Below are 26,401 nucleotides of genomic sequence, written 5' to 3'. Positions count from 1 at the left end.
ATCTATTCCTGACTTTCTTCCCCTTCGACATCATCCATCCATACCGGGTCAAATACACAATCCTTCATACCTGAGGCAATGGAATTCAACTTACCTTTGGATATACCTGTCCCTCTGAAATCCACTCCGATAACCGTTGCACCCTTGAACATCTCCTCTGTCATCCCTTTTGCACCGGCAAAAGAAACCTGTTCCAAATATGCCCCCTCAAACATTGCCTTTTGGCTGCCGGATTCTTCCTTTCGCCATCCTTCACTAACATATCCCCGGCTTTCTTCCCAACGTTTTCTCTCTTCATGATAAGCCCCAGTATCGCCGGCAAAAGAAATAAATAAGCACTGATTAAACTGAGTTTTTATAAACCTTCCGTCAGAAAACTCCGTATTCTTAAACGTAGAACCATCAAACTGGGCATAATCAAAGATGCTTATTTTCCATATCGTACCATTGAACAGACAGTCCCTCATATCTACATTTGTAAAATAATTATTCTGTCCGGTGGATAAAGTAAATATACACCCATTGATCTGCGACTCCGACATATCCGTATAGTGTATCTTACACTCTGTAAAATCTACATCCTTCAAAACCATCTGTGTAAAATCCACCACTTCACCTCGCGAATCATTATCTTCCGGATATTGTGCCGTAGGATATATCCCAGATCCCTTCAAAGTGGCTCCCGTAGCCAGAACCTTATTCCAGATTCCATTAATAATACTACTATTCGCCAGATTGACCCGATGCATTCTCGCTTCTTCGAAATTACAGTACAAAAGCATGGTTGATACCATGATCGCACTGGTGAAATTCGCCTTTGTAAAATCAGAATACTGGAGCAGACTGTTCGACAGCATAGCCATTCTGAATACCGCCAGACTCGCCCGGCAATGACCCAGATTAGTATAATACATTTGAGCGCCCTCGAATGAAGAATAGATAAAATCCACATTCTTAAAAGAAGAATTAGATAAGACTGCATTATCGAAATTTCCCTCTTCCATAGAAAAATATCCAGATGTGCCACTTTCCGTATCGACTTTGGAATACTCGGCATGTTCCCCATATTCTATCCGCGAACTCTCCATATTGCTGCTGTAAAAATTAGTCTTCGCCATTTTCGTGCCTTCTGATATCCGGACTCCCGGCATTGCCTGTCCTCCTTCTTTTACAAAATGGACACGGTTTATAAGAGCATTGGAGAAATCAGCACGCATACAGTCGCTTCCCGTCAAATCCACATTCTGCAGATTTGAATCAGAAAAATTCGCCCTTTCCAGATTCCCTCCTGCGAACAATTCCGCTCCCGAAAGATTCATGCTGGAAAAACTTTCCCCGTTCAACCTGTTTTTCCTAACATATGCTTCAACTTTTTTTAATTTTTTCAGAAAATCCCCGTTTACCTTTTTCCCTTCCTTTTTCTTGTTTCTTCTTGAATTCGCATTTCTGACAACAGCATTTCTCCAGGTAAGTATCTTATAGTAGTCTGCCACACACTCTTCTGCCTTTTGCTTTTGTGCTGTATTCCCCGCATTTACATTCGAAAACATGGCCAGCAGATCCCTGTTCTCCAAAGGATATGCTCCCCGGATATGGATACTATTTTTTAATAACCGCTGAAAGATTAATTCCAGATCATTGATACGTTTTAACACTGCCTCTATAGCAAAAGATTCGTTCCCGTCATCAGCCTTATTCTCCACCATCTGAAGAACTCTGAATGCATATTTATCTATATACCTCTCATGAAAGAACAACACCCAATTCAGATACATCATCCAAAGAATTACTTCGACCGCCAAACAGCATAATATAAACCCAGACTCTTGCACATAATACTCCGTAAATCCGTACTTTTTTAAAATTCCCTTAATCAAAAAGATTCCTATACTGAGCGTGCTGATCAAAACAGTCGCCCACAACGCAATCGTAAACTTAAATCTGGTGATCTCCAGGTATTCCGCAATGAAAATCTCATAATTCGGATACTCGCTTTGCTGCCCATGCATATCATTGATCTGAAATGTATAAGAGGCCGCCGTTAGCCCGAAAAAGGAGATCAGCACAGTAGTGATAATTGTAATCCCCGTGATAATATCTTTGCCATCTCCCAAAGTTGGCAGCCATATCTTCTGAAATGAAAATACGACGGCATTAATTATATCAAACCCAATGCAGACCCACCAATATGTCCCAACCGCTTTTCTTCTCGTTTCACTGTCATGAAGCAGATTCTCTTCAAAGCATTTGCTATAACTCTTCAAATATACTATGATCTGAACTATAACAATAATTACCACTGCTATCATTCCAATTATCAGTTCATTTGACAGCCATTCCTTCAAGCCAATGCTCCTCCTCTCTGCAGTCGCACTCCACTGGAGTCTGCAGTATTTCTCTAATCAATTCTCTTCTCCTGCTGCCGGATGCTTCTGCCTGGTACATGCCATAGAACCGGAATATCTTTCCCCTGCACTTATCACAGGCTCTCGGTGTAACCATCTGCAGAAATGGCTTTTTATAGATATCAGACCTCTCACCATACCATGACAATCCCACATGTGCCAACTGGTCATCCGTTAAGATCTGTGCCAATTCATCTAAAGTATTAATCACCAGCCAATGGGAAACAGGCTTGTACATTCCCTTCTGCATGATCCGATATAAAACTGTATATGGCTTCACATTCATAGGAAACAGGACGACGTTGTCTGCTCCATTGTCAAATGCCCACTTCACTGAAGCGCATACATCCTCAATCTGCTGTCTGGGAGATAAGAAGGGCGCCCCAATCAAGATATTCAATACTACCAGAAACCCAAACCGGTGAACCAGTTCCATTGCCTTTTCCAGATTCTTAATCTTCAGCCGCTTATTAAGATACCGCTCACGCACTTTGTCATCTAGCGATTCAAACCCCATCTCAATGTATATCTCTTTATCAAAAAGATAATCTTTTATCTCCTTCAGTTTTCCTGAACTCACAGTATCACAATGTGTTTCAAATCCTATCATCGGTATATCGGTCTGACGAAGCCGCTCAAGGATCTTGCGAAAGCACGTCTCTGACATCTCATACTCATCCAAAGAACTTCCATACGTTCCAATCAAGATCTCTTTAACCCCAGAATCCTCAAAAACAGGTGCTGTACTGCAATAATTCTCAATCTCATAAGGTTCCAGGTTGCGCCCACATCCATAATCGCACATAATACAAGCACCCATGTCGCTATAACGGCATCCTCTGCTCTGAAAGCAAACCTGTACAAATTCTGTTCCCTCGCCCCATAGGGTGGCGATTGTCTCTCTCCGTGCCAAAGGACGGTCCGCCCTGATTCTGCAATTCAAATCATCTAAGTATGTCATCAGTACTGCATTCTCCTCATAAGTCTCTATTTTATTTCTCGCTTTCTCCCTCAGCAGGAATACCATTCGCCGCTTTCCGCTTCCGCCTGATCCCCATTGATATGGAATCCTTCCTGTATCCGCTCCCATGATATCCCTGTATCACGTTCCACCTCAGCCATCATTACCTTCTGGCTCATGACCGCGATTGCATCATCCATAAGTTCCCGCGAAGATACGTATTCCACCCGCTCACTTGTCACCTCCGGATAATACAGGACTGCCTTACTTTCATACACGCTCTCCACACAGAATATATCATATACGATAGTTAACGCCATAACCAGCAATATCGCTGCAGCATAGATAATCCTGTGCTTCCATATGAATCTGATACATGATACGATATCATAGCCTTCATCACACTGCACATCTTCTTCCTCATCTTCCGTCTGTCATTCTCCGAATCGATTGTTTCAAATCAATATATTAATTCTACTTTTCCTCTGGAATCACATCCACCACCACAATCTCCGGCGGATTATTAAATCTGGGCAACATTGGCTCAGATCCTAATCCCGTAGATAACACACAATCTGCATAATCTCCATAAAATACACCTTCCGTGTTCTTAGGGAACCACCCTACATATGGTGCATACAGCCCTCCTACAAAAGGAATTCGAATCTGACCACCGTGATAATGTCCGCAAAATACAACATCTACCGGATATTTATCGATATATTCCCAATCTATCCATGCTGTTGGAATATGACACAACAGCAATTTCAAATTATCAGTGTTCTCAAATTCATCTGCAAACGCTATCTCTTCTGCCTGCTCTCCCTCATCGTCCGTACGCATATGCGGTGCTCTATAATAACCATAGTAACCGCCTATACGGAGTTCCTGACCATTTATTTCTATATCTGTATACTCGCAATTAAGTACTGTCGCTCCTGCTTGCGTTAGTGACTCTTTCAAATTGTCAAGACTTCCATTATCCCAATCCATCTCATAATTGCCATAGCCATAATATACCGGAGCAATCTTGACCAATTGTTCAATACAATTACAAATTACTTCCAGATCATCATCCTGATTAAACATGTCACCCGTCATGAAAATCAGATCCGGATCTTGTTCAGAAACTTTTTCCACTAATTTACCATTATTATTGCCAAACTCTTTATTATGCAAATCTGTAAGGTGTACAATACGAATAGTATCCGTAACCTTTCCTTCAATAGAATACTTTGTTACTGTTAATAGATTTGCTGATAAGCAAAGAGAGACTCCTAATATAATTACAATTATGGCAATACAAACTATTAATATCCTTAACAACTTTTTTCGCATAATCCTAACCTCTTGCTACTTATTTAAGAATCCAACAAAATCAAATTTCTGCTCAAACCACCTTACTCCAAAAACATTTCTTCCCAAATATGATGAAGCATATTGCTGATGATTATTCGGTTTAATATAGTATGACCACGATATCTCAGGTATTGCGCGATACTAACTATTTACCGTATACATACGTTCTTTTTTCATATTAATATTTCCGCTCATAACAATCCTCACACTTTTTTCCCTAAGCCACACTATCGATATTATAAGATCAATTAGTTCCTATTTGTATCTAACACTAATTCTCCCAACATCCTTATCAAACAAATCAAAATCAAATATGTATAATTCGGCAATTACTATATTTGCTGGTATATCTAATCTCAAGGAACAATTTCTTATGGCCAATGGGCATATCGCTAAAGAGAATTCCCCCTGTATTTCTCTTGATCATTTCTAAAATATTGTTTTTCTTCCCCAAAACATTCTCTCCTTCAGAATAGCCGTTAAATACTCTAACACATTCGTAAAGAAATAATTTCTGACAGATCTTATAACATTCTGAATAGCAGTTCTTGATTTCATTCAAGATCATTTCCTTAGCATCAAGAAGATCCGTCATATATTCAATAGCAGTAAACTCATAATTCAAGCCATGCATCCTCTGAAAATAATAAACATGATTACAGAAAACATATTTATCACAGTTATGAATAATCTGATATGAAAACAGATTATCTTCACCGAGATGATAATCACCAAAATGCAAAGTTTTTACTAAATTTGCTCGATATACTTTGTTCCATATAGGAATTCTCCAAGTTGGTTTAAAGAAGTCATTCAACAAATCTCTCTTTGCCATTACTTGTGGATAGACAGAGAACTTTTCAAACTTAATATCGCCTATAACATTATTATCTACATTTTCAAAATCACATGCACATACATCTGCACCAGTATTTTCCATTACTGTAATCAAATCTTGATACATATCTGGATGAATAATATCATCATTATCTGCAAAAGCAATATATTCTCCACGCGCATACAACAACCCTGTATTTCTTGCCGAACTCTGTCCACCATTTTCTTTGTGTATAACATGAACTCTGGTATCAATTTTTACAAACTCATCGCAGATTTTTCCTGAATTGTCTTTAGCACCATCATCTACTAAAATAATTTCTATATTATTGTATGATTGATTTAATACACTCTCAATCAGTGGTGTCAGATAATCTCCCGCATTATATACAGGAACTATAACGGAAAGTAAATTCCTCATTTCTAACCTCTTTTGTTCAATTTAATTAATTCGAATACATAACCATGAATTTTTTCTTTAATAGCGAATGTGCAAGCCACGCCTTTATAATAGTAATACTTGTTTCTCTTCTATAAATTTTATTCCAAATACATCCACCTATAGGATGGGCATAGAATAAATTGTTTGCATCAATATACTATTAATACATTTTGAAAAGTATTCTTCAACATTATATACAGGAACAATAATCAAAAGTTACAGCACTAATCATCCCTCCTAGCATTCATTCACATATTGATGAACTTTTAGAAGTTTTTACACCAGAACGACAACTTTCAAGAAATATGTTTAATCCTACAATTTTATCATTTCTAAAAAATAACTAAGTATTTTCTTTTTTGATAAAAGATTTGTAAAAAATGCACGTATCATCTGTCTGATCATACCACATTTAATATAACCAACCTTCTTCTCATATCTAATCTGTAGTTTATTTCCACGTTTCTTCAATTCTGGTAGATACAAGAGACAATCATCCAAATATTTATCAATCGCTTTTCCTTCAAGTTCCTTTGAATATCGTTTGGCTATCTTAATAGAAGCAGGGTTGCTTTCTGCTAGACGTTCGTAAATTGTATCTATATCCTCCGTTCGTGATGCACTCCCTGAACGTTCACAAAAAACATATAGAGGATCCGAGAGTTTTACTCCCCCTTTACAATTCTGAAAACAATCTATCAAAAACAGCCAGTCTTCTGCCTGCTTCCGCTCTTCTATAAACCTTTTATTCCCTATTACAGTTCTTCTGATTATCTTATTCCAGCAAGGTCCTGCCACTCTGTTTGGCATTCCAAACAATTCGGACAGCAGTTCTTCAGTTGAAAAGTATTCACTTGTGGATAATTGTTTTTCCAACTTCCCCAAGTTCTCCTTCTCAACATAAAATCCGCACATTACGACATCAATTTTTTCTGAAAAATATGGCATCATTTTTTCATACATATCCGGAAGCAAGTAATCATCTGAATCAATAAAACTGATATATTGGCCTCTAGCATTCTCTAATCCAACATTGCGTGCTGAACTAACCCCTTGATTTTTTTGATGAATGACTTTGATGCGTTTGTCTTTTTGCGCATATTTATCACAAATTTCCCCACATCTATCAGGAGATCCATCATCCACCAAAATTAGTTCAAAGTCAGTAAATGTCTGAGATAAGATACTCTCAATACATTTTTCCAAATATTTTTCTGTTTTATATACTGGAACAATTATACTAATCTCAGTCATATTTACCTCTTTCATTAAACAAAAAGAATGTTTCCTTAAAAGCACTTACAAATCAGAAATGATTATGTCTTTAAACCTAGTATGTCCCCAAAACTGAGGAAGCCATTCTAAATCTGTTTCATTTTTTCGAACCAACTCAATCTGTGCAGCACCTTCAACTTTATCTACAAAATCTTGTACCCCAAAATCATTTTGCTCAAATGCAAGCATATCAAATCGATAATTTCCCGGAGTCATATGTGAAGTATCAATCAACAATTCGATTTCTTTTTCTTTTCCCATAGATATACGTACAGTTTTATCAGTAAACATAGTTCCTGCTATTGTATTGTCCGAAGCAACTATCTCAAACCGAAGTTTCATATTATTGCACATTCCATTTGCCTTACATCTTAGTTTTAAACGTATTTCATCACCAACTTTAATTGGAGCACTTGGATCATTTAAAATATCCATTTCCAAAAATTCCAGTGTGCGGCTTTTTGCGACTGATCTTGGAATATTACGATAATCATAATGGTACTCCATCTTTTTCTGGGCATCAGAATAAATACTAATTGCAGTATCTACATCTCCATCATAAATCAGTTTGCCGTGACCCAAAACTACACAACGGGTACACAACTGGCGAATTGTATTCATATTATGGCTGACATATAAGACTGTACGCCCTTCATTATTCGCTGCATCCCCCATTTTTCCAAGGCATTTTTGCTGAAATTTCATATCACCAACCGCAAGCACCTCATCCATAACCATGATCTCACTATCTAGATGGGCAGCAACCGCAAAAGCCAGTTTTACATACATCCCGGAAGAATATCGCTTAACAGGAGTATCTATAAACTTCTCCATCTCTGCAAAAGAGACAATTTCATCAAATTTTCTGCTAATCTCCGCTTTTGTCATTCCAAGAATCGCACCGTTCATGTACACATTCTCTCTTCCAGTCAATTCCGGATGGAATCCTGTTCCTACTTCCAGCATAGATGCAATACGTCCATTATACGAGATTGTTCCTACGGAAGGTGCTGTAACACGGGACAACAACTTCAAAAGGGTTGATTTTCCAGCGCCGTTATGACCTATAATACCTAATGCTTCGCCTTTTTTCACTTCAAAAGAAACATTATCCAGTGCTAAAAATTTTGTGTTTCCATCAACCGCTTTTCCGACATTATCGAGTTTCACATTTGGATCTTCTTTCCCTCTTTTTTTTGCCCACCATGATTGGAGATCACCACGTAATGTTCCCCCACCAATTGCACCCAATCGATATTCCTTAGAAACATGATCTATGCTTATTATTGTTTCATTGCCACTCATAATCACTATCACCTCACATTAGACGGTATCCATAAAGGTCTTTTCAACACGATTAAACATTATAACACCGATAAATAGAATAACCAATGTAACACCCCAACTAATTAAATAATAAGAAATTTCAATATTTCCAATTCCCAGAAAAGCCTGTCTGAAAATATTAATAATCGAAGTCATCGGGTTTAACATATATAATCCCATGTATTTCTGTGGAATAATATTAATATCATAAGTAACAGGAGTTGCATACATCCAAAGCTGAACTCCAAAACTTACCAACATTTTTAAATCACGATATTTTGTAGTCAAAGCGGACACTATCACACCTGTTCCAAGTCCCAACATAGCCATTTGAATAACCAACAGAGGCAAAAAAAGCATATATGCATTAGGATGAACAGCACCCTTGACACAATAAATAATCAAAAGCATAATAAACATTGCAAATTGTATTGCAAATGAGATCAGATTTGTCATGACTGTGGATATTGGCATGACAATACGAGGGAAATATACCTTCCCAAGTATCCCTGCATTCCCCGTAAAGGTATCAGCCGTTTGTGTTAAACATGTTGAAAAATATGTCCACACAACTGTACCGCTTAGATAAAACAGAAACGATGGAACACCATCTGCAGCCAATCCCGCTAATGACCCAAAAACTACTGTAAAGACTACTGTCGTAAGCAGAGGTTGGATAATTGCCCATGCAGGACCCAAAATTGTCTGTTTGTATTGGGAAACAAAGTTTCTATGGACAAATAATGTAATAAGATCTCTATATTGCCACACTTCTTTAATATTAATATCAAACCAGCCTGTTTTGGGCTTAACTACTGTCTCAAACTTTTCCATAATTTATCTCCTGATTATAATTTCTTTTTCATTTTTCTCTTAATCGTACCGCATCCCCAATAAAAAGTCCACCATACAAGCGGCCATTTCTTCTTCCTTTGATTCCAAATCTCTCTATACTTTTCCTTATCTTCTTCCTTCCCACTCTTCTTCGCGCTCCAAAACGCCTCTGCAAAAAGCATGCCACGAACTTTATAAAATTTACGGCAATTACGCTTCAATACGTGTTCCATGTACTCTTCGTGACAGGCATACATATACGCATCAGACACTTTATGGTCTTCTACCGCATATCTTGACTGATAATTGGTGCCACCTTTCTCCACAATAGTACGATGGTGGCTAACCAGCCGCGGATCAACATACACCTTTCCCTTCCCATATAATATCAATGCTAAAGACTGATCCCACACCATATTATGCGCTTTGTAAAAGACATCTAATTCCTCCTCTGGAGAATCCTGAAAAAAATTACGGAAGAATGCAGTATCGGTACTATTGGGCAAACGATCAAAAAAATGGTAATTCAAAAAATCATTATATGAAAACACCATCGGTTCCTTTATATCTCTTCTCACCTTCTGAATGGACTCAGTAGTGCTTAATTCACACCAGGAATTACAATACATTCCCACATATTCCGAATGTTTTTCCATAAAATCATATTGATATTGCAATTTATCATCGCATTCCCACCAATCATCACCTTCTAGAATTGCAATGTATCTCCCCTTGCATTGTTTCAATACTCCATACATATTACGGCTACCACCTACATTGTAATCACGCAGTGACAGCACTATTTTATCTGGATAGCGTTTCTGATAATCCAGCAAAATTTCTCTAGAATTGTCCGGCGAGTGATCATCATCTACCACAATCTCATATCGAAAATCTGTTTTCTGCATTAGAATACTGTCCAACAACTGTGGCAAATATCTCTGCATGTTATAAGTGATAACCGCAACACTGACAGCTATTTCATTCTGATCAGACATTTTTCTTCTCCATATATTCAACACGATTGACAGCATACCAATTCAAGGACTTCTTCTCTCCTCGAATCTCAAGCGCATCCTTCTCCAAATACTCAAATTGAAATCCGACTTTTATATAAAAGGCATTAGCACGCTTATTTTCAGTCAACACGTTTAGATAAATCCGTTCCAATTGTAAATCTTCAAAAGCAATCTTCCATATCTGATGAGTTGCATCCAAAGCAGCACCCGTTCCATGAACTTTCTTTCGAGTACTTATTGCATACTCGGCTTCTTTTTTCTCATAATCAATCTCTTTAAGGCTAATAGTTCCCAAATATTCATCTGTTTCATCAACAATAGCATAATGTTTACATCTTCCATCTTGCCTGGAATGCATAATATAGTCTCTACAAGATTTTTCTGTCATATTCCAAGCATCAAATCGAAAAAAACATGCTATAGAAGGATCCTGCATCCATTCTAACATGTAAGGGGCATCCTTATCCTGTAATTCACGCAAATAAATCGCCATCTTCTTACTCTCCTTCAAATGAATTAACCGCCTCTATAACAAAATCAACGTCTTCCTCCGGCATGCCGGCATAAATAGGTAGACTTAATTCCTGCAATGCATAAGTTTCACTGATAGGAAATTCTCCATTCATATGATTCAAATATCCATAACATTGCTGTAAATGTGGCGGGATTGGATAATGAATCAGCGTTTTAACGCCTAGTTTTAACAGATGCTTTTGTAATGCATCTCTCTTTTCACAAAGAAGCGCAAATACATGATAAACATGATAAGACTCTTCTCGACATTCCGGAAGTTTTACAAATGGATTATAGATTCCTTTCCTATACTTTCTCGCAATCCAATTCCTATATTCATTACCTTCCTTCAAATGCTTCATACTCACTTTCAAAATTGCCGCCTGAACTTCGTCCATACGTGAATTCACACCAGCAATATCATTAATGTATTTTTTAGCGCTTCCATAATTTCGCAGGGCTTTTAATTTTTTTGCTATTTTCTCATCATCGGTCAATAATGCCCCTGCATCCCCCAACGCTCCCATTGGCTTGGTCGGATAAAAACTGAAACAGCCAATTGTACCAAATGTTCCTGCCTTTTGACCATTGATAGTTGCATCGTGAGACTGTGCGCAATCTTCAATTACATAAAGATTATATTTTTCTGCTATTGCACAGATTTTTCTCATCTCACAAGCCTGCCCATATAGATGAACCGGAAGAATTGCTTTCGTCTTTTCTGTAATAGCCGCTTCAATCTTATCTGCATCTAAGCAAAAATATTCATCCGGCTCTACAAAAACAGGTGTTGCCCCATTTTCCGTAATACTCAAAACACTGGCAATATATGTATTGGCAGGTACAATCACTTCATCTCCTGAACCAATACCAAGCGCTCGCACTGCCAAAATCAAAGCATCAAGACCAGAATTTACACCAATACAATACTTTGAGCCCATGTATTCAGCATATTTATTTTCAAAATCATCTAATTCTGTTCCCAAGATATACCAACCCGATTTCATCGTGCGAAGCACTGCCTGTTCATACTCTGTCGCATACAAATCATATGTTCTTTTTAATTTTACAAAATCAACTGACATTTCAAACCTCGCTCATTTCGCTTAGAAATTCATCCATATCACGTATGTACTCTTCGGGATCATAATACTCACTTGCCATACACAGCAGAATACTATCCTCTGAAAAGTCATACATATCCTTCCAAACCAACTTTGGAATATATATTCCGGCATGTGGTTTATCTAAAACAAAGATGTCTTCATTTCCCCGACCATCATTCGTTTTAACTTTACAACTACCACAGACATTAATCAATACAAATTCACTTTTTCGATTCGCATGCCTGCCACGTATAACACTTTCATCAGACCCATAAATATAGAATATCCGTTTAATGTCAAAGGGAACATCATTCACTCCCTCAATAACCACAAGCCATCCTCTTTCATCCCCATGCTGAGGAAATTGCAACATATAAGGTTTATCCATCATCTTCCTCACAATCTGTCACCGCATTCTGCAAGCATATGACCATAATTTGTTTCTTTACCATCTACCGTTTGTTCATCTTTATTTCCGAATTTCCAGGACAATTTATACAGAAATGTATCTCCCTCCGTATATCTCTTAAACTGTTCAGGATTATATTCATTTCCCAAAACATTTATCAATTCATTACGCAACAAATTATTATCTGGTACATTATCTATGACCTCTTTTACACAAGGAATATTTCGATAAGCAAGTTCAAAGATGTAATCCATCATAAGATAATCAACTGCTTTGTCACATTTCTTCCAATATTCCAGTAGACAGTCCCTAGTAAATGCAAATAATGGAAACTCCTTATTTCCACCCATTACATATCCAACCCATCTAGAACGAGACATTAACATCTTTCTCTCGGTTTCTGCTTTACAAACAAAAAACGGTGTTCTTAAAAACTCCTCACCTTTATCCTGTGACCACCATACGGTAGCTCCTGTAAAAAAGCCTCCCTCTGATGCCATGATAGAAACTACCATCAAATCACAGATATGCTGTAATGCAATCTTACCCTCTTTATTTTTTCTCAGGATATATTCCGGAATATCAAAATATTTCTGATAATTATCCTTTGATAAAGTAATTACCTCATGACCGGTATGCCTTTTGGCACTGTCAATACACATCCGAAAAAGCTTGTCTGCATTTTCCTCTCCTTGCCACCACATACTCCATACTTTTATATCCTGATTCAACTCATATAAATTAGGAGGTGCCTGTATATTTCTATATCGTGCAATCGTTTCTGAACATTTATCTTCTATATAGTTTAGCACCCACTCATGCTTTCTCATCGCAATCTTATCCATTTGATCTCCAGACTTGTTTAACAAAATGGCAATATCCAAATCAAGACATCTTCTGGCATAATCCTTAGAGAAGATTTTATTTTCTTTATATTGTGCATTTGTCTTTTTTATCCACCGCCAATATTTGTTAATATGCCTAATATTAAATCCCATAACTAACTCCTCTATTCCTTCCAATATACTTCATGATGATGATCCGGCAAAATCATCGGCAAATTATGAAAATATTCCGGCTTTGTAATATGCTCTCCATAAAAAATCTCCATATGCCTTTTATATTCTGAAGGAGCTGGAAACCAATGCCCTTCAAACTCCAAATCAACAGAATTATCCAGCCACTCCCTTGCGAATCGTTCTTTCATTGGATTTCCTTCAACCAATAGCCCAACATACTTACAACTATCATAATCATATTTTTTTACTTCATCTGTCATCTTTTGATACAATTTCCATGGAGTATAGATTCTGTCATATATCAGTCCCTTCCATCTCGATACAAATGAATCACCTTTCCTCATAGTATCAAATCTCTCCAACGACAAATGAAACAGGGAATTATAGCGTTGCATTTTTCTAATATGTTTTCTACATTCCTCTTCATCATCCGGGTGACCATCCATAGGCAATATATCCAAATAAATCCCTGTAATCTTTTCTATACCACCGCTTTTTTCTTTCAACACAGTTCGATCATCAATTAATTTTAACATAGTATATTCACAATGTTCCTTGGACGGTGCATCAATTCGAATATAATCTGGAAATTCTTTCTGCAAAGTCAATAACTTTTCATAATCTGAACGAGGCATTTTTAAATCAATATCATCGTCCCACGGTATAAATCCCTCATAGCACATAGCTCCAAGAAGAGTACCACCATCCATATAATAGCGGAGTAAATACTTCTTACATATGTGATCAAATATTAACAACATATCCAACTCTATTTTCTGCATTTCTTCCAATGATATTTTTTTCATAATCATAATACCAATCTATACATTATTAACAGTTCAATTATTAAACTAATTTTCGGCAAGTCTTAGTAACATTAAAATCCTGATAGTTAATATCCTTTTTATGTATAATATATTTATTTGCTTATTTTAAATTAGTTGACATACTTTCTTCCAATTTTCGTAATCTCTTGCTACAAATACACGATTCAATACTCTTTCCGATTTTTTCCCATTTTTCGCATAATTCTTACACTTATCGTTTAATTTATCATTGAATTCACACGCGAGAACAAAAACAGATTCTCTTATATTTTCATCTAAATATTTTGTACGTTCATATAACATTTTTCCAATTTCATATTGATATGCCAGACATAGACTATTATTGTATTTAAATTTCGCTCTTTCCGACACAAAAAAACAATCACATGTTAGATAGAACTGATCCAAAACTTTCACATTTGTTGCCTTCCATACATTCTTTGAAGCATTATTATTATGAAAACGATAATGATACATCGCTTGACCTATATAAGCAAAAATTTTACACTGAGGATATAATATCAATCTAGTGCACATATCTTCATACCAATATCCTGTAGGGAACTCAACAAACTCAAACAATGATTTTCTTATCAACATTCCCCAACAAAAACCATTAAACTCATAAATTCTAGCAAGTGTATCATCTCGCAACATAACATCCTTATCTTCAATATATCTTCTACCATTTTTTCCATTTACAAAAGCTCGATATCCACATTTTACAATATCTGCATTTGTTTCATACGCTCTATTGAGCATCTTCTCCACAAAATCCGAATCAATAAAATCATCATTATCAACAAATAATAGGTATTTACCAGATGCTTCTTCAATTCCTCGATTTCTAGCAGCAGAAATCCCTCTGTTCGATTGATGCACTACTTTAAAATTAGCATACGACAAATATTGATCTAATACTTGTGTCGAATTGTCCGTCGATCCATCATCTACACAAATAAGTTCTATTGTATATTTACTTTGTTGATTCAATATTGATTCTATACAGGTTGCCAAATATTTCTCACTATTGAATACTGGAATAATTACACTCAAATTAATATTATCGTCTGATTTTAAACTTCTAGAAACCAAATCATAATTTGAATTCTGTTTATATACATTATCTAAAACACATTTCGCGTCTGTAACCGTAATTTTACTAGCCGTACCCTCTTTATATAATATAGACTTCTCTAACAAAACTACTTTATTTAAAAGTCTTTTAAAATATTGTACACTTTTATCTATAGTCTTTTGAATCATGTTCTTTGTCCCTTCATCGTTTCAAAAATCGAGCTACTTTATGCCTATTCTTTCTATAAAAAATCCATCCCCATAAAGATATCTTTCTATTTTTATAAATAAAACGTATCTCTTTAGACATAGACTCTCTACGGTCTTTTTTATCTTTATAAATTCTTTGATATTCGCTTAAGTTCCTGATTACGTCTACCTTTTCACAAAATAACGGGATTTTATATAAATATTTCCATAATGTCTCTGAAATAACCTGGCACAGAATATTATATTCGATATTTATCATTTGCTCACGTACGTTTGCATCCTCCTTATTTACGTATGAACTATAATAATGCATCCATGTTCTATCAATAGTCATAATTATATTGTTCACTTGATTCAAATCATATATTCGACTATAAAATCTATTTGCCTCTAAAATAATTCTATAATGATAATATGCAGTCTCTTTGAGAAACACAAAATTGCATTTGCTCAAATATCGAATAACAAACTCCAAGTCTTCATACAATTTCAAATTTTCATCAAATTTTAAATCATATTGCTTTAACAGATTCATCGAATACACTTTTGCACAAGAAGATGACAATATATTTCCTTGAAACATCTCCCATATATTATTTACAACCTGACTTTGTCCTATTAGTCCTCTGTTCATCGATGACTGTAATTGTGATTGAACGTGTTTGCCTTTTTTATAAAAGTCAAACCATAATCCTGAAATAATCAAATCAGGATTATACTCGTATATTATCTGACTAACATCTTGTAAAAAATCTTCATTCATTGTATCATCACAGTCCACAAATATAATATAGAAAGAATTCGCATTTTCGATACCTAAATTCCTCGCGCTAGAAACGCCTCCATTTTCTTTATGAATCGCTCTGATATTTACATACTTATAAGCATATTGATCACAAATTCGTCCACTATCATCTGTCGACCCATCATCTATTAACAATATCTCAAAATCATTTATCGTCTGTTTTAATAAACTAATAATACACTCTTCCAAATAAACTTCACAATTATATACAGTTACTACAAAAGTATAGTTATACATATAACTCTCCCTACTGCCCATATAATGAATATGGATCAATTTGCCAAAAAAACTTAAAGTCTTGAAGAATAGTCTGAGAACTACCAACATAACTATTGTAATACCAAAGTGCAAATAATGTAATCATTAAGCCAATAAGTACATAGTTATTATGAGCAAAATACCGTATAGTGTACTTTCTTTCTGGCTGCACCAAAGCCTGATGCTCTCCCTCCTCCATAATCAAAGGCATAAACAGCACAATAAACTGATAATAATAATCGGCCAGTCTTGAGAAAACATTGTCATACATAGAAAAATACTGAATAATTACTGCAACAACCATTAGATTAAATACCTGTCGGTACATCACATCATCACGTCTTAATGGTCGCATAAAAAGCCCGAAAGCCATAATGAATATCATCATTAATGCTCGTCCACCTATAGTCCCATCTGCAGTATAAAATTTCTCTCCCTCATAATATGCCTCAGCCAATAATTCTACAATCTGCCCGCGGAACAAATATACTGCACCAATAACCGCAATCGTAATTGCAATATATCCAATATCAATCTTCTTTTTTGCTATAGGATATGCAAATAAAAAGATAAATGCCGGAGCATGAAATACACCTGCAATAATAGTCCATATAAAAAAGCGCCGTGGTTTATTATCTAAAATTCCCATCATCGCCAACATAACAAACCCCATTGCACATGTCTGCTTCAGACCGCTAAAAGTGAAGACATAAAATCCCATAGCAATAAACATCAAATAACTCCAATAAGGTGACGGAGAATATCTGTAAATTAGCAGTCCCAATGTCATAGCGATAAATGCTGCAATCACAAACACACACACTTCATAAGGCAGTCCAAGGAATCCCACTCCACGGAACAAAATACGTATCCCCATATTCGTGTAATCTGAAAACACATGCTTCCTCCAGTCAATACCATTACAATTCGTATATAAAGTATAATACTTAATCAAATCTCCCATCCACCAGGAACGGAATCCACTAAAACATGCCATAATTATGGTAATGACTTGTATACACATTTTTTTATTATATTTTGTCTCTCGTCCTGCTGCATATATGGACGCAACTATCATAACAATAAGCAGCAAAATCATTTGTTTATCCAATTTTAACGCTCCCTCTAGTTTAAACTTCTAACATTTCATAGAAATCATTAATTGCCCGAAAACTATAATTTACCTCTTGAAGGCAAATCTGCTCCAACCTTCTGCGCAACGGAGCATTTTTTACTAGTTCTTCAATTCCAACTGCAATAGATTCAGCATCTATATTTGTTACAATGCCGGTATAATTATTCTCTATTTGATCTTTTACTGAGGGATAATCTGTTACTACAATTACCTTTCCTAAGATTTTCGCCTCATCCAGAACTATAGATTTTCCTTCCCATCTTGAGGGTTGAACTATCATATCTGCTTGTTTCATATACGGATAAGGATTTGTTCTAATACCTTCAAGAATATAATCTTTTTCCAAATTATTATCATGGATATACGATTCTATTTTTTCTCTCATAATACCCTTTCCATATACATGCCAGCAAACATTTACTCCTCGTTCTTTTAAGATTTTACACGCCTGCGCACCAATATCAAATCCCTTTTGATAATCCAGACGCCCAACAGATACAATATTTATTTTTTCCTTATCCCACTCCAATTCTACTGGTTCTTCTGCCTTTCTTATAATCTCTTCTTTAAGAACAATATTCTCAATGACTCTCACTTTTCTCTTTGTATTTGGAAATAAAGTAACAAATGCTTTTTTACATTCCTCAGAAATAATTGCCAACTCATCAAATGCTTCATAATATTTTTTTTCAGAAGATGTCGGATTTCTTCCCGTCATGTCAATGTGAATCCATCCAATTTTTTTCTTTGCTTTAACCTTATCCAAAACAAAAAAATCTGGGAATCCTTCTAAATAGCCAATAGCAACATCATATTCCGTGTTTATCTCAGGAATATAAGGTTCAACTATCTCCCAATTAAATCCCGGATTTTTTGCAAATTTTGATTTTAATGTCATCCAAATTCTTGCTAGTGCTGCTTTCAGATGACCTTCTTTTATAACATCTCCAAGATATTTCCTTAGTTCAAGAGTCATCCCCCTTGTTAATGTATCAGAGTCCAGGGTATTAACCCATTCAGGCACTTGGGACTGTAATACACCTCCATGTTCAAATAGAAAAAGATCAACATTAATCCTATTTGGATCCAAAGCCTTTAATAAAGAAATCAGACTCTTTTCCGCTCCCCCCATACGAAGTGTATCTATTACAAATAATATGTGCTTCATATTTTTATTCAACCTTTTCTTTCCAATTCCTGCATTTCATTATAAACATTATCATTTTAATCATTTCTAGTTTTACTGGCAAAGCAATACACCAACTTTTTATATCTAAATGATATTTCTTTCCTTGTAATTTGTATTTTCTGCATATCAATCTATTAAGTTCTTCTTTCTTTGATTTAGTCATAGGAAGTCTGTCCATTTCACCAAGTACGGTATATGCGCTTCGATAAAACGAAAAACTTAGTGCAGATAAAAATAAATTTTTATGTCTCGTCAATAAATTTGAGTCACAAATCGCATCGACCATTAATTCATGTTCAACAAAAGCACTCTTGCACAAATCATTTCTTATTTTCCGTGATAATGAATTTTTATTTTCCGTTGATGAAATATAGAGTAATACATCAGCACTTTTCACATTCTGAATAACTGTACTATATTGTATTACAAAAACCTTATCCTCTCCTATATGTAAACGTTCAGGAAATGTAATATCATATTTATCAATCAAATCTCGTCTGAAAACTTTGTCGCATACAAAATTAAGTTTCTGTTTTCTTAGTTCAGAACACAGAAAAGAAACAATCTGGTTCTGATCTGTAATTAAACAAGACTTATATCTATCTGTTTTATACACTTGACCATTATATACTTTTCTCCCAAATATTAGCAAATCACATTGCTCAAAAAGCATATCTGTAATTTGCTCAAAATAATCCCGCACTACAAAGTCATCACTGTCTACGAAACATATATATCTACCAATAGCACATTTCAGACCAAGGTTTCGTGCCGAAGAAACTCCACCATTTTCCTTTTTATAATACTTTATTCTGTTGTCTTTGGCAATGTATGCTTGGCATATGTCTTCTGTACCATCGGTTGAACCATCATTTACAACGATAATTTCAAAATCATTTCTATTTGATTGCAATAAACTATTCAAACACCTGCAAATTGTTTTTTCAGCATTATATGCTGGAATAATTATTGAAAAATGAATATCCATGTGCCTACTCTTCCTGCTTAAACGTTAGTATAAATTCCACCCTCTATCCATATGCATTAATTAATGGATGATTGTTTTTAATTCCTCTACAATATTACTCAAGCCAATACTACGCATAATTGCTCCTGCATTGTGCCTTAAATCAAACTTTATATCAACTGGCAGACATTTAAATCTTACCCTCAAATAATTTTTCTTTGTTCGTCTCCCAGTGTGATTGATCTCATCCAAATACTGATAAAGGAACAATTTTGTCCTTGGCGTAGAAAAATGTATCAATTTCATACTGCTTAATTTACCATCTTCATAGATATTTCCGCAGTAATCCATAGTAACCTTTTTACTGTATGCTGGTAATATAATCATCTCATACGCTATATCACACGGTTCACATTGATTAAGCACCATAGACATCGCCATAATTGGTTCATCTGCTGGCTGTTTAAAATATCTAAAGTCTATAGAGGTATACTCGTCAACTAATTCCTCTGCCTTTTCAAAAACACGATCTGCCACCTCACCTTTTTTTACATAATAAATTCCGCCATTCATCGAAATCAGGTACTGAATCTGAGATTTATATTTACCACTTCCTTCATATGTAAACCATCCTTTCCGAGAATCCAGAGGCAACTTACAGCCAAACGCTGTAACATCATTCTGACATTCAAAAATATCCCAAAGATTATCAATCGAATTAATAATCAAAGTATCCGCATCAAGGAAAATCGACTTTTCATAAGGAGAATACTTCACAAGCATCTTGTCCAGTGTAGAATGTCTTGCTTGCTCAACAATTACAACATCATCAAAAAAAGAATTATATTTCGTTTCCTTATCACAAATCAGTGCAAACGGGTACTTCCCTTGACCGCATTTACGATAAGACAAGCAAAGATTATATGCTAACTGATAGTATTTATCGTTACCTGTAGCAACTGTCACAAATCCTTTTAAATTATTCATTTTATTTTCTTACACTCTCCTTTGATTTATATATTTTTAATGGAAGGTTCTCGTTCACTATCTTAAACACCTCTCGGGAATACTTATTCTCAAACTAATTCATCAAATATTTCATATATGCTCCCACTGCACTAACTATTTTCAAACTTTAATCTGCTCATAAAGTTTATTTGTAGTACAAACTTCTATCTTTCCTTCTCTCTCTCTTTTCTTTAAATAATCACACAGTTTTATAAATTTCTCTCTGTCCCATGTCCAATTATCTTCTTTAACTGTGTCTTGCAAAATACTATGGAACATCAATGTAATTGACATTTTTCTTCGAATACATAACTCTATTAATCCCTTAACTTGATTAAATGTAATATCTTTTAACACTGGAACACTATATATAATTCTATCATCACATTGAGACATCAGAGTATCCTTATATGCAATCTTATAAAAAACAGGCAGGTGAATTATCCTTCCCACTTTACGGCAAAACACTCTAAATTGAGTATAACTATGTATTCGCAAACTTGTGCGCATATATAAAATTTCATTTTGTAAAAAAACACTATCAGATGTTTTAAACTCATCTACATCCATTCCAGAACCCGGACTAGCAAATCCAAATTTTGAATCCAATGGTAAATTCAGCCATTGTTCGAGTTTATGTTTTCCATTCTTAAGATCTTCCTCTGTGTTAAGATGGTAGTCCCCATGCAAAGCCAATTCCACTAAAGGACTATTCCAAAATTCTTTTACATTATCAACAGTAATTGCATCTTTACTAGTAGGCAAAAGATTTAAGGGACACGTTTTATCTATATAACCAGTTGTTACATTCACTGTAACTGGAATATTTTTTGGAATTGTTATATTGTTTATTATGTCCCAATTATCATCTCTCCCATCATCAAAAGAGAGACTTACAAGTGCTTTTTTCAAAATATCACCTTTTTCCTTTTTTCTCATAAACTTCATAAATCGTTTGATAAGCAACAGTTGCTCCATATCCTGCACTATTAACTATTTCCGCGTACTTAGCAGCATTTTCCCTCTTAGAATCAATAATCCTTTCTATCCATTGCCGCCTTTCCAATGGCAACTGAATTGCCAAATCAGTAACAAAAGCATCTCTCGGAACACAATCCGACACAATACAGGGCAAACCATTTGTCTGTGCTTCAAGCAATGCAAGTGGAGTCCCTTCCCTAAAAGAGGGAAATACAAATACATCTAGTGCACTCAAATATTCATTTACATTCATGACAGCACCTGTAAAAATAACATTTTCCTCCACGCCCAGTTGATTAGCCAAGTTTTTTAGATTATCTATATCTTCTTTTTTACCGCCACCTATAAGCATCAGCACTGTATCGCAATTATTTTTTAATAAATCAGGTAATAATTCAATCAAAAAACGTTGGTTTTTTAAAGGTATAATTGTACCCGAATGACCTACTACAAATTTATCATAGATATTATATATTTCCCGAATTTTATCTCTATTCTCTTTAGACCATCTAAAAATATCTATGTCAATGCCATTATTAATAACAACCCCTTTTTTGTCAAATGCTCTTTTTCCGAACATCCAATATCCGGCCTCTACTCCACAAGCCATTAAATCCGTAGAAAATATCCTTATTATAAATCGCATTATCTGCTGATATAATTTTTGAATCAAAGAAACTTTAACTTCCGTCTTCGTTGTATGTGAATGAGCAATTCTACAAGGAATACCACAACACTTTGCAACAAATAAATTAATTCCCGAATTAAACATTGTATGCGAATGAACGGCAACATACTGGTATTTGTCACATAATTGTTTTAACGAACGTATATAAATTCTATAGCCTTGTCTTGGCGAAGGTAAAATAAAGACCTTTCCGCCCCTAGTTTCGATTTCCGCTCCATATACATTACCAATTCCTTCAAAAACCAAATAATGAAATTCATATTTTCCCCTAGGAGCATACTTGCTTATATTTGCAGCCACTCTTTCTGCACCGCCAATTTGCAATCCTCCAGAAATAATTAATATTTTATCCATTTGTTTATTATCCAATTTTTTATCAATAATTTTTTATAGTTACTTCTTTTATTTATAATTTCTTACACAACACATAATCTATTCTTCTACATAACTGCCATCTGATCGGAAATGCAATCAGCATACATTTAAAATCTCTATACTTACATTTCACTAACTTATTATATCTATTACATATTACTTTTGTATACTTTAATCTACTTTTTTTAGAACAATCGAATTTATATAATTCTGCAATAACTGTATATGCGCTTCGATAATAAGAATAATTTAGTGCTTTTAAGTATTTTCGTTTATTTAAATCACTTAAATCCGATTCATAAACCATCCGAAACAGCAATAGATGTTCTAATAATATATAATCACTTAAATTGTCCCTTTTTTTTCTTGATAAAGAATCCTCATTTTCAACAGAAATGACATAGATCGGATAATCTATGAACTCAACTGTTTTAACATACATAATATATTGAACAACAAAAACTTTGTCCTCACCAATTGGTAATCTCTCATTAAATCTAATTTTATTTTTTTCAATTAACTGTCGTTTAAAAACCTTATTGCTGGGAGAATTTAATAATTGTCGCTTTAATGCCAAACTCAAAATATTTGATACAATATCGTCTGAATTTGCAAAACAAGTTTTAACAGATTGTTGGATAAAATCAATACCATCATAAATGATTCTTCCAAAAAGCAAGAAATCTACATTTGATTGCAACGCTTTATCTAACACATCAAAATATTCCTTTTTAACAAAATCGTCACTGTCTACAAACAAAATATACTTACCTTTGGCATAGTCCAACCCCAAATTTCTTGCTGAAGACACACCGCCATTCTCTTTCCAAAAATAATGGACATTCTTATTTTGTTCTGCAAAACATAAACATATTTTTTCTGTCTGATCTGTTGAACCATCATTAATCAAAATCAATTCCACATCGTCACGACGATTTACAATTAAACTATTTAAACACCGCTCCAAAGTTTTTTCTGCATTGTAAGCGGGAATAATTACCGAATATTTTATATCCATCTTCTCTTACTCTTTTTATTTTCATATATACATTAATTTTTTACTTTTTTAGTAATCTGCTACTATTCGCCTTACGTAGTTTAGCACGTAAGCCATCTGGAATTACAGCACTTATTCGCAGAAGAATACGTTTTAATTTTTGCTTTCCAGTCATTCTTGAGCGGTAATAGTGAATGGCTGTTCTGATATTACCGCTTTCCCTGAGAATTTCCATTGTCTCATCATGCAGTTTTTGCTGGGAATAACCTTCCATATTCTGCGCCGCTAACATATCCGTAGCATCTGATTCCTTCAGAACATAGAAACGATTAGTACTGATCAAACCTTCCACCACTTCTTTTCCCTGAGAAGTACAGGCAAAAACGGCTGAGACACCATCTGTATGACTTTGAAACCTAGCCCCCCAATAGTCACCAATTCGAAGATCAGCTGAAGAATATTCTTTTCTAGCCTTACATTTATAACAAGCATCACTAAGCAGAATATTCTCAAAAAAAACCTGCCAGAACATCTCTGTTTCCCGGGCACCGTAATATTTCTTTCCATTGGCAACTACTCTTAAGCAATAGGTATGCCAATCATTCTTCTTATATCGGAACAGGACTGAATCAAAAGTACTGGTTCCTAGTTTTTTCTTCAATTTTTTACAATTTTCTTCCCAGACTTTATAACTTGGAACACCATGACAAAAGATTTCCGTTAATAAAAACTGATTACGGATATGATACTTTTTCAACACCCTATCCATACCTGCAATCTGGCAAGGCGTTCCAAATACATAGAATCGGCTCTCCGAATTGTTTTTTGCATCTAACACTGCTTCTCGAAATGCCTCAGAGGGATTACTCTGAAGATATTTCGATCCGTCCAGACTAGAGATATCTTTCAACTCATTTACAATCTTATGCTCCACTTGATTAGTTTTTAGGTTATACACAGCACCAACAACTTTATATCCCTTACGAATTGCCATTACTGCAAGTTCATGGGCAACGCCGCCTGACGAACACTTCCTCACTGTTTTCTCATTGGAACTCTGCAAAGCATACAATTTTGCATTATACAAACTTACCATTTTCCGGCTTTCTACAAAACGATTACAGACCTGAACACACAGTCCACAACGAATGCAGAGATTATCTTCTACCTTTGCAACGAAAAATCCAGTTGAATCCAAAAAAATCCGAATTGCTTTTTTTGGACAAACAGCCACACATGCGCCGCATCCTGAGCAAGGGTGTTCTGCCATTTTCATGATATTTTCTTTCATTAAATTTTCTCCAGTGCTTCTTCTAAGTATCGTCTGCTAACAGTAAGCAATACATCAATCTTCGCATCTACTTCTTTGTAATCAATTGTCTGAGACAACACATATTCCAGATTTTTTGCCGTTAGACATTTTAATCTTCTTTTCTGTAATCCTGTTTCTTCGAGCAATGATTGCAACTTAAAGGCATTAATACTCTCTCTAATGAATACTGCAACATTACAATGATTTTTGATTGCTACAACAGTACCATGAAAAGTGTCGGTAACCACACACTCCGCATCTTGAAAATATGAATACCATTCCCTTGCATTGCAGACAATATTCTTATCACACCACTTATGATATGTCCCAAGAGATACCGTAATTAATCCATGTTTCTTTGCATAGCGCTTAATATTACGAACCTCATCCTTATCCACCATATTTCTATCATAAGAATACACCAAAAGATATTTCTTCTTTATTGGCTTTACTGATGTGATAAATTCATGCCCATCATACAAAAGAACCGGATCACTAACCAAAGGAACCTGCTGTCCTGTCATATTGTAAATCATTTCCCTGGTATGTGTATCCCTTGCAGAAAGTCTATACATACTGCTAAGACCTGACTTTACCATATCATAACAATTGAATTTTTTTAATACTTCCTCTGTAGTCCTTCCGAATGCAGGTGCATAAGCAATTGCAGGTTTATTCAGATTATATCCATACATCATCTTATTGCACCCCACATCAATGCTATATACCTCATCACTACCTATAATAATAATATCACAATCATTATGATTATAGGGCTGGAACTCTAACTCCTTCCATGATCTCTTGTGAGCCAATACCTTTCTAGTATTAAATAAAGTAAGACCAATTCCCTTTTCAATCAGATAATTTTTTACATAATAAGGAAAATTACGCAAAGACATACTGTTTTTACTTGCTTCACTTTGATCAAAATCAAAGTTCTTCTCATAAGTCAAGATACACACTTGATGCCCCATATCTTCCAGATAATACTTCATGGCAAGCATCTGAAGTTGTGCCCCCTGATTATTTACATTGTAATGTGTTAATATTCCAATCTTCATATC

General features: G+C 35.1%; 25 protein-coding genes. All 25 read right to left on the bottom strand.

Annotated elements, in window-relative coordinates; translation table 11 throughout:
• Positions 1-2 precede the first annotated feature (2 nt).
• Positions 3-2,345 (bottom strand): pentapeptide repeat-containing protein, encoded by a 2,343-nt coding sequence (locus ACQRBN_RS04470; RefSeq protein WP_427737770.1) that lies wholly within the window; start codon positions 2,343-2,345, stop codon positions 3-5.
• Complete coding sequence (locus ACQRBN_RS04465; protein ID WP_427737769.1) at positions 2,323-3,495, bottom strand: hypothetical protein; 1,173 nt, start codon at positions 3,493-3,495, stop codon at positions 2,323-2,325. Before ACQRBN_RS04465 ends, ACQRBN_RS04470 begins: the two co-directional genes overlap by 23 nt.
• A complete protein-coding gene (locus ACQRBN_RS04460; RefSeq protein WP_427737768.1) occupies positions 3,417-3,776 on the bottom strand; it encodes a Wzz/FepE/Etk N-terminal domain-containing protein in 360 nt (119 codons plus the stop codon). The genes ACQRBN_RS04465 and ACQRBN_RS04460 overlap by 79 nt, the downstream gene beginning before the upstream one ends.
• A 64-nt stretch (positions 3,777-3,840) precedes the next feature.
• Complete coding sequence (locus ACQRBN_RS04455) at positions 3,841-4,704, bottom strand: metallophosphoesterase (protein WP_427737767.1); 864 nt, start codon at positions 4,702-4,704, stop codon at positions 3,841-3,843.
• A gap of 328 nt (positions 4,705-5,032) precedes the next feature.
• The gene (locus tag ACQRBN_RS04450) at positions 5,033-5,983 is read right to left on the bottom strand and encodes a glycosyltransferase family 2 protein (protein WP_427737766.1); all 951 of its coding nucleotides are present in this window, start codon (positions 5,981-5,983) and stop codon (positions 5,033-5,035) included.
• A gap of 336 nt (positions 5,984-6,319) precedes the next feature.
• Positions 6,320-7,258 (bottom strand): glycosyltransferase family 2 protein, encoded by a 939-nt coding sequence (locus ACQRBN_RS04445; protein WP_427737765.1) that lies wholly within the window; start codon positions 7,256-7,258, stop codon positions 6,320-6,322.
• Between the two features lie 45 nt (positions 7,259-7,303).
• On the bottom strand, positions 7,304-8,584 hold the full coding sequence (locus ACQRBN_RS04440) for an ABC transporter ATP-binding protein (RefSeq protein WP_427737764.1): 1,281 nt from the start codon (positions 8,582-8,584) through the stop codon (positions 7,304-7,306).
• An 18-nt stretch (positions 8,585-8,602) separates the two neighbouring features.
• Positions 8,603-9,439 carry an ABC transporter permease gene (locus tag ACQRBN_RS04435; RefSeq protein ID WP_427737762.1) on the bottom strand — a complete coding sequence of 279 codons (837 nt, stop codon included), beginning with the start codon at positions 9,437-9,439 and terminating at the stop codon, positions 8,603-8,605.
• Between the two features lie 14 nt (positions 9,440-9,453).
• Complete coding sequence (locus ACQRBN_RS04430) at positions 9,454-10,437, bottom strand: glycosyltransferase family 2 protein (RefSeq protein WP_427737761.1); 984 nt, start codon at positions 10,435-10,437, stop codon at positions 9,454-9,456.
• On the bottom strand, positions 10,430-10,951 hold the full coding sequence (locus ACQRBN_RS04425; RefSeq protein ID WP_427737760.1) for a GNAT family N-acetyltransferase: 522 nt from the start codon (positions 10,949-10,951) through the stop codon (positions 10,430-10,432). Before ACQRBN_RS04425 ends, ACQRBN_RS04430 begins: the two co-directional genes overlap by 8 nt.
• A gap of 4 nt (positions 10,952-10,955) precedes the next feature.
• Positions 10,956-12,056 (bottom strand): DegT/DnrJ/EryC1/StrS family aminotransferase, encoded by a 1,101-nt coding sequence (locus ACQRBN_RS04420; protein WP_427737759.1) that lies wholly within the window; start codon positions 12,054-12,056, stop codon positions 10,956-10,958.
• 1 nt (position 12,057) lies between these two features.
• Complete coding sequence (locus tag ACQRBN_RS04415) at positions 12,058-12,468, bottom strand: sugar 3,4-ketoisomerase (RefSeq protein WP_427737758.1); 411 nt, start codon at positions 12,466-12,468, stop codon at positions 12,058-12,060.
• A 5-nt stretch (positions 12,469-12,473) separates the two neighbouring features.
• Positions 12,474-13,484 carry a capsular polysaccharide synthesis protein gene (locus ACQRBN_RS04410; protein ID WP_427737757.1) on the bottom strand — a complete coding sequence of 337 codons (1,011 nt, stop codon included), beginning with the start codon at positions 13,482-13,484 and terminating at the stop codon, positions 12,474-12,476.
• Positions 13,485-13,495: 11 nt separating this feature from the next.
• On the bottom strand, positions 13,496-14,311 hold the full coding sequence (locus ACQRBN_RS04405; RefSeq protein WP_427737756.1) for a LicD family protein: 816 nt from the start codon (positions 14,309-14,311) through the stop codon (positions 13,496-13,498).
• A gap of 126 nt (positions 14,312-14,437) precedes the next feature.
• Positions 14,438-15,598 carry a glycosyltransferase family 2 protein gene (locus tag ACQRBN_RS04400; RefSeq protein ID WP_427737755.1) on the bottom strand — a complete coding sequence of 387 codons (1,161 nt, stop codon included), beginning with the start codon at positions 15,596-15,598 and terminating at the stop codon, positions 14,438-14,440.
• 13 nt (positions 15,599-15,611) lie between these two features.
• Positions 15,612-16,661, bottom strand: coding sequence for a glycosyltransferase family 2 protein (locus tag ACQRBN_RS04395; RefSeq protein ID WP_427737754.1), 1,050 nt, complete (start codon positions 16,659-16,661; stop codon positions 15,612-15,614).
• A gap of 10 nt (positions 16,662-16,671) precedes the next feature.
• Positions 16,672-17,706, bottom strand: a complete 1,035-nt coding sequence (locus ACQRBN_RS04390; RefSeq protein WP_427737800.1) for an EpsG family protein — start codon at positions 17,704-17,706, stop codon at positions 16,672-16,674.
• A 106-nt stretch (positions 17,707-17,812) separates the two neighbouring features.
• Positions 17,813-18,997 carry a glycosyltransferase gene (locus ACQRBN_RS04385; protein WP_427737753.1) on the bottom strand — a complete coding sequence of 395 codons (1,185 nt, stop codon included), beginning with the start codon at positions 18,995-18,997 and terminating at the stop codon, positions 17,813-17,815.
• Positions 18,990-19,994: a glycosyltransferase family 2 protein gene (locus ACQRBN_RS04380; protein ID WP_427737751.1), complete on the bottom strand. Its 1,005-nt coding sequence runs from the start codon at positions 19,992-19,994 to the stop codon at positions 18,990-18,992. The genes ACQRBN_RS04385 and ACQRBN_RS04380 overlap by 8 nt, the downstream gene beginning before the upstream one ends.
• A 60-nt stretch (positions 19,995-20,054) precedes the next feature.
• A complete protein-coding gene (locus tag ACQRBN_RS04375; protein ID WP_427737750.1) occupies positions 20,055-20,960 on the bottom strand; it encodes a hypothetical protein in 906 nt (301 codons plus the stop codon).
• 141 nt (positions 20,961-21,101) lie between these two features.
• The gene (locus ACQRBN_RS04370; RefSeq protein ID WP_427737749.1) at positions 21,102-21,920 is read right to left on the bottom strand and encodes a hypothetical protein; all 819 of its coding nucleotides are present in this window, start codon (positions 21,918-21,920) and stop codon (positions 21,102-21,104) included.
• Positions 21,898-23,004: a glycosyltransferase gene (locus tag ACQRBN_RS04365; RefSeq protein ID WP_427737748.1), complete on the bottom strand. Its 1,107-nt coding sequence runs from the start codon at positions 23,002-23,004 to the stop codon at positions 21,898-21,900. The genes ACQRBN_RS04370 and ACQRBN_RS04365 overlap by 23 nt, the downstream gene beginning before the upstream one ends.
• 52 nt (positions 23,005-23,056) lie before the next feature.
• Positions 23,057-24,043 carry a glycosyltransferase family 2 protein gene (locus ACQRBN_RS04360; protein ID WP_427737746.1) on the bottom strand — a complete coding sequence of 329 codons (987 nt, stop codon included), beginning with the start codon at positions 24,041-24,043 and terminating at the stop codon, positions 23,057-23,059.
• Positions 24,044-24,083: 40 nt separating this feature from the next.
• The gene (locus tag ACQRBN_RS04355) at positions 24,084-25,313 is read right to left on the bottom strand and encodes a Coenzyme F420 hydrogenase/dehydrogenase, beta subunit C-terminal domain (RefSeq protein ID WP_427737744.1); all 1,230 of its coding nucleotides are present in this window, start codon (positions 25,311-25,313) and stop codon (positions 24,084-24,086) included.
• Positions 25,313-26,398: a polysaccharide pyruvyl transferase family protein gene (locus ACQRBN_RS04350; RefSeq protein WP_427737743.1), complete on the bottom strand. Its 1,086-nt coding sequence runs from the start codon at positions 26,396-26,398 to the stop codon at positions 25,313-25,315. The genes ACQRBN_RS04355 and ACQRBN_RS04350 overlap by 1 nt, the downstream gene beginning before the upstream one ends.
• Positions 26,399-26,401: the final 3 nt, after the last annotated feature.

It is taken from the genome of Bariatricus sp. SGI.154, from assembly GCF_050313795.1.
Lineage (GTDB): Bacteria > Bacillota > Clostridia > Lachnospirales > Lachnospiraceae > CAMBRQ01.
This window is presented reverse-complemented; position numbering and strand designations above follow the sequence as displayed.

Excerpts from the sequence above, each read along its gene's own strand:
- ACQRBN_RS04465 (WP_427737769.1), bottom strand. The coding sequence starts at position 3,495 with ATGGGAGCGGATACAGGAAGGATTCCATATCAATGGGGATCAGGCGGA.
- ACQRBN_RS04455 (WP_427737767.1), bottom strand. The coding sequence starts at position 4,704 with ATGCGAAAAAAGTTGTTAAGGATATTAATAGTTTGTATTGCCATAATT.
- ACQRBN_RS04450 (WP_427737766.1), bottom strand. The coding sequence starts at position 5,983 with ATGAGGAATTTACTTTCCGTTATAGTTCCTGTATATAATGCGGGAGAT.
- ACQRBN_RS04445 (WP_427737765.1), bottom strand. The coding sequence starts at position 7,258 with ATGACTGAGATTAGTATAATTGTTCCAGTATATAAAACAGAAAAATAT.
- ACQRBN_RS04440 (WP_427737764.1), bottom strand. The coding sequence starts at position 8,584 with ATGAGTGGCAATGAAACAATAATAAGCATAGATCATGTTTCTAAGGAA.
- ACQRBN_RS04435 (WP_427737762.1), bottom strand. The coding sequence starts at position 9,439 with ATGGAAAAGTTTGAGACAGTAGTTAAGCCCAAAACAGGCTGGTTTGAT.
- ACQRBN_RS04430 (WP_427737761.1), bottom strand. The coding sequence starts at position 10,437 with ATGTCTGATCAGAATGAAATAGCTGTCAGTGTTGCGGTTATCACTTAT.
- ACQRBN_RS04425 (WP_427737760.1), bottom strand. The coding sequence starts at position 10,951 with ATGGCGATTTATTTGCGTGAATTACAGGATAAGGATGCCCCTTACATG.
- ACQRBN_RS04420 (WP_427737759.1), bottom strand. The coding sequence starts at position 12,056 with ATGTCAGTTGATTTTGTAAAATTAAAAAGAACATATGATTTGTATGCG.
- ACQRBN_RS04415 (WP_427737758.1), bottom strand. The coding sequence starts at position 12,468 with ATGATGGATAAACCTTATATGTTGCAATTTCCTCAGCATGGGGATGAA.
- ACQRBN_RS04410 (WP_427737757.1), bottom strand. The coding sequence starts at position 13,484 with ATGGGATTTAATATTAGGCATATTAACAAATATTGGCGGTGGATAAAA.
- ACQRBN_RS04405 (WP_427737756.1), bottom strand. The coding sequence starts at position 14,311 with ATGAAAAAAATATCATTGGAAGAAATGCAGAAAATAGAGTTGGATATG.
- ACQRBN_RS04400 (WP_427737755.1), bottom strand. The coding sequence starts at position 15,598 with ATGATTCAAAAGACTATAGATAAAAGTGTACAATATTTTAAAAGACTT.
- ACQRBN_RS04395 (WP_427737754.1), bottom strand. The coding sequence starts at position 16,661 with ATGTATAACTATACTTTTGTAGTAACTGTATATAATTGTGAAGTTTAT.
- ACQRBN_RS04390 (WP_427737800.1), bottom strand. The coding sequence starts at position 17,706 with ATGTGTATACAAGTCATTACCATAATTATGGCATGTTTTAGTGGATTC.
- ACQRBN_RS04380 (WP_427737751.1), bottom strand. The coding sequence starts at position 19,994 with ATGGATATTCATTTTTCAATAATTATTCCAGCATATAATGCTGAAAAA.
- ACQRBN_RS04375 (WP_427737750.1), bottom strand. The coding sequence starts at position 20,960 with ATGAATAATTTAAAAGGATTTGTGACAGTTGCTACAGGTAACGATAAA.
- ACQRBN_RS04370 (WP_427737749.1), bottom strand. The coding sequence starts at position 21,920 with ATGAGAAAAAAGGAAAAAGGTGATATTTTGAAAAAAGCACTTGTAAGT.
- ACQRBN_RS04365 (WP_427737748.1), bottom strand. The coding sequence starts at position 23,004 with ATGGATAAAATATTAATTATTTCTGGAGGATTGCAAATTGGCGGTGCA.
- ACQRBN_RS04360 (WP_427737746.1), bottom strand. The coding sequence starts at position 24,043 with ATGGATATAAAATATTCGGTAATTATTCCCGCTTACAATGCAGAAAAA.
- ACQRBN_RS04355 (WP_427737744.1), bottom strand. The coding sequence starts at position 25,313 with ATGAAAGAAAATATCATGAAAATGGCAGAACACCCTTGCTCAGGATGC.
- ACQRBN_RS04350 (WP_427737743.1), bottom strand. The coding sequence starts at position 26,398 with ATGAAGATTGGAATATTAACACATTACAATGTAAATAATCAGGGGGCA.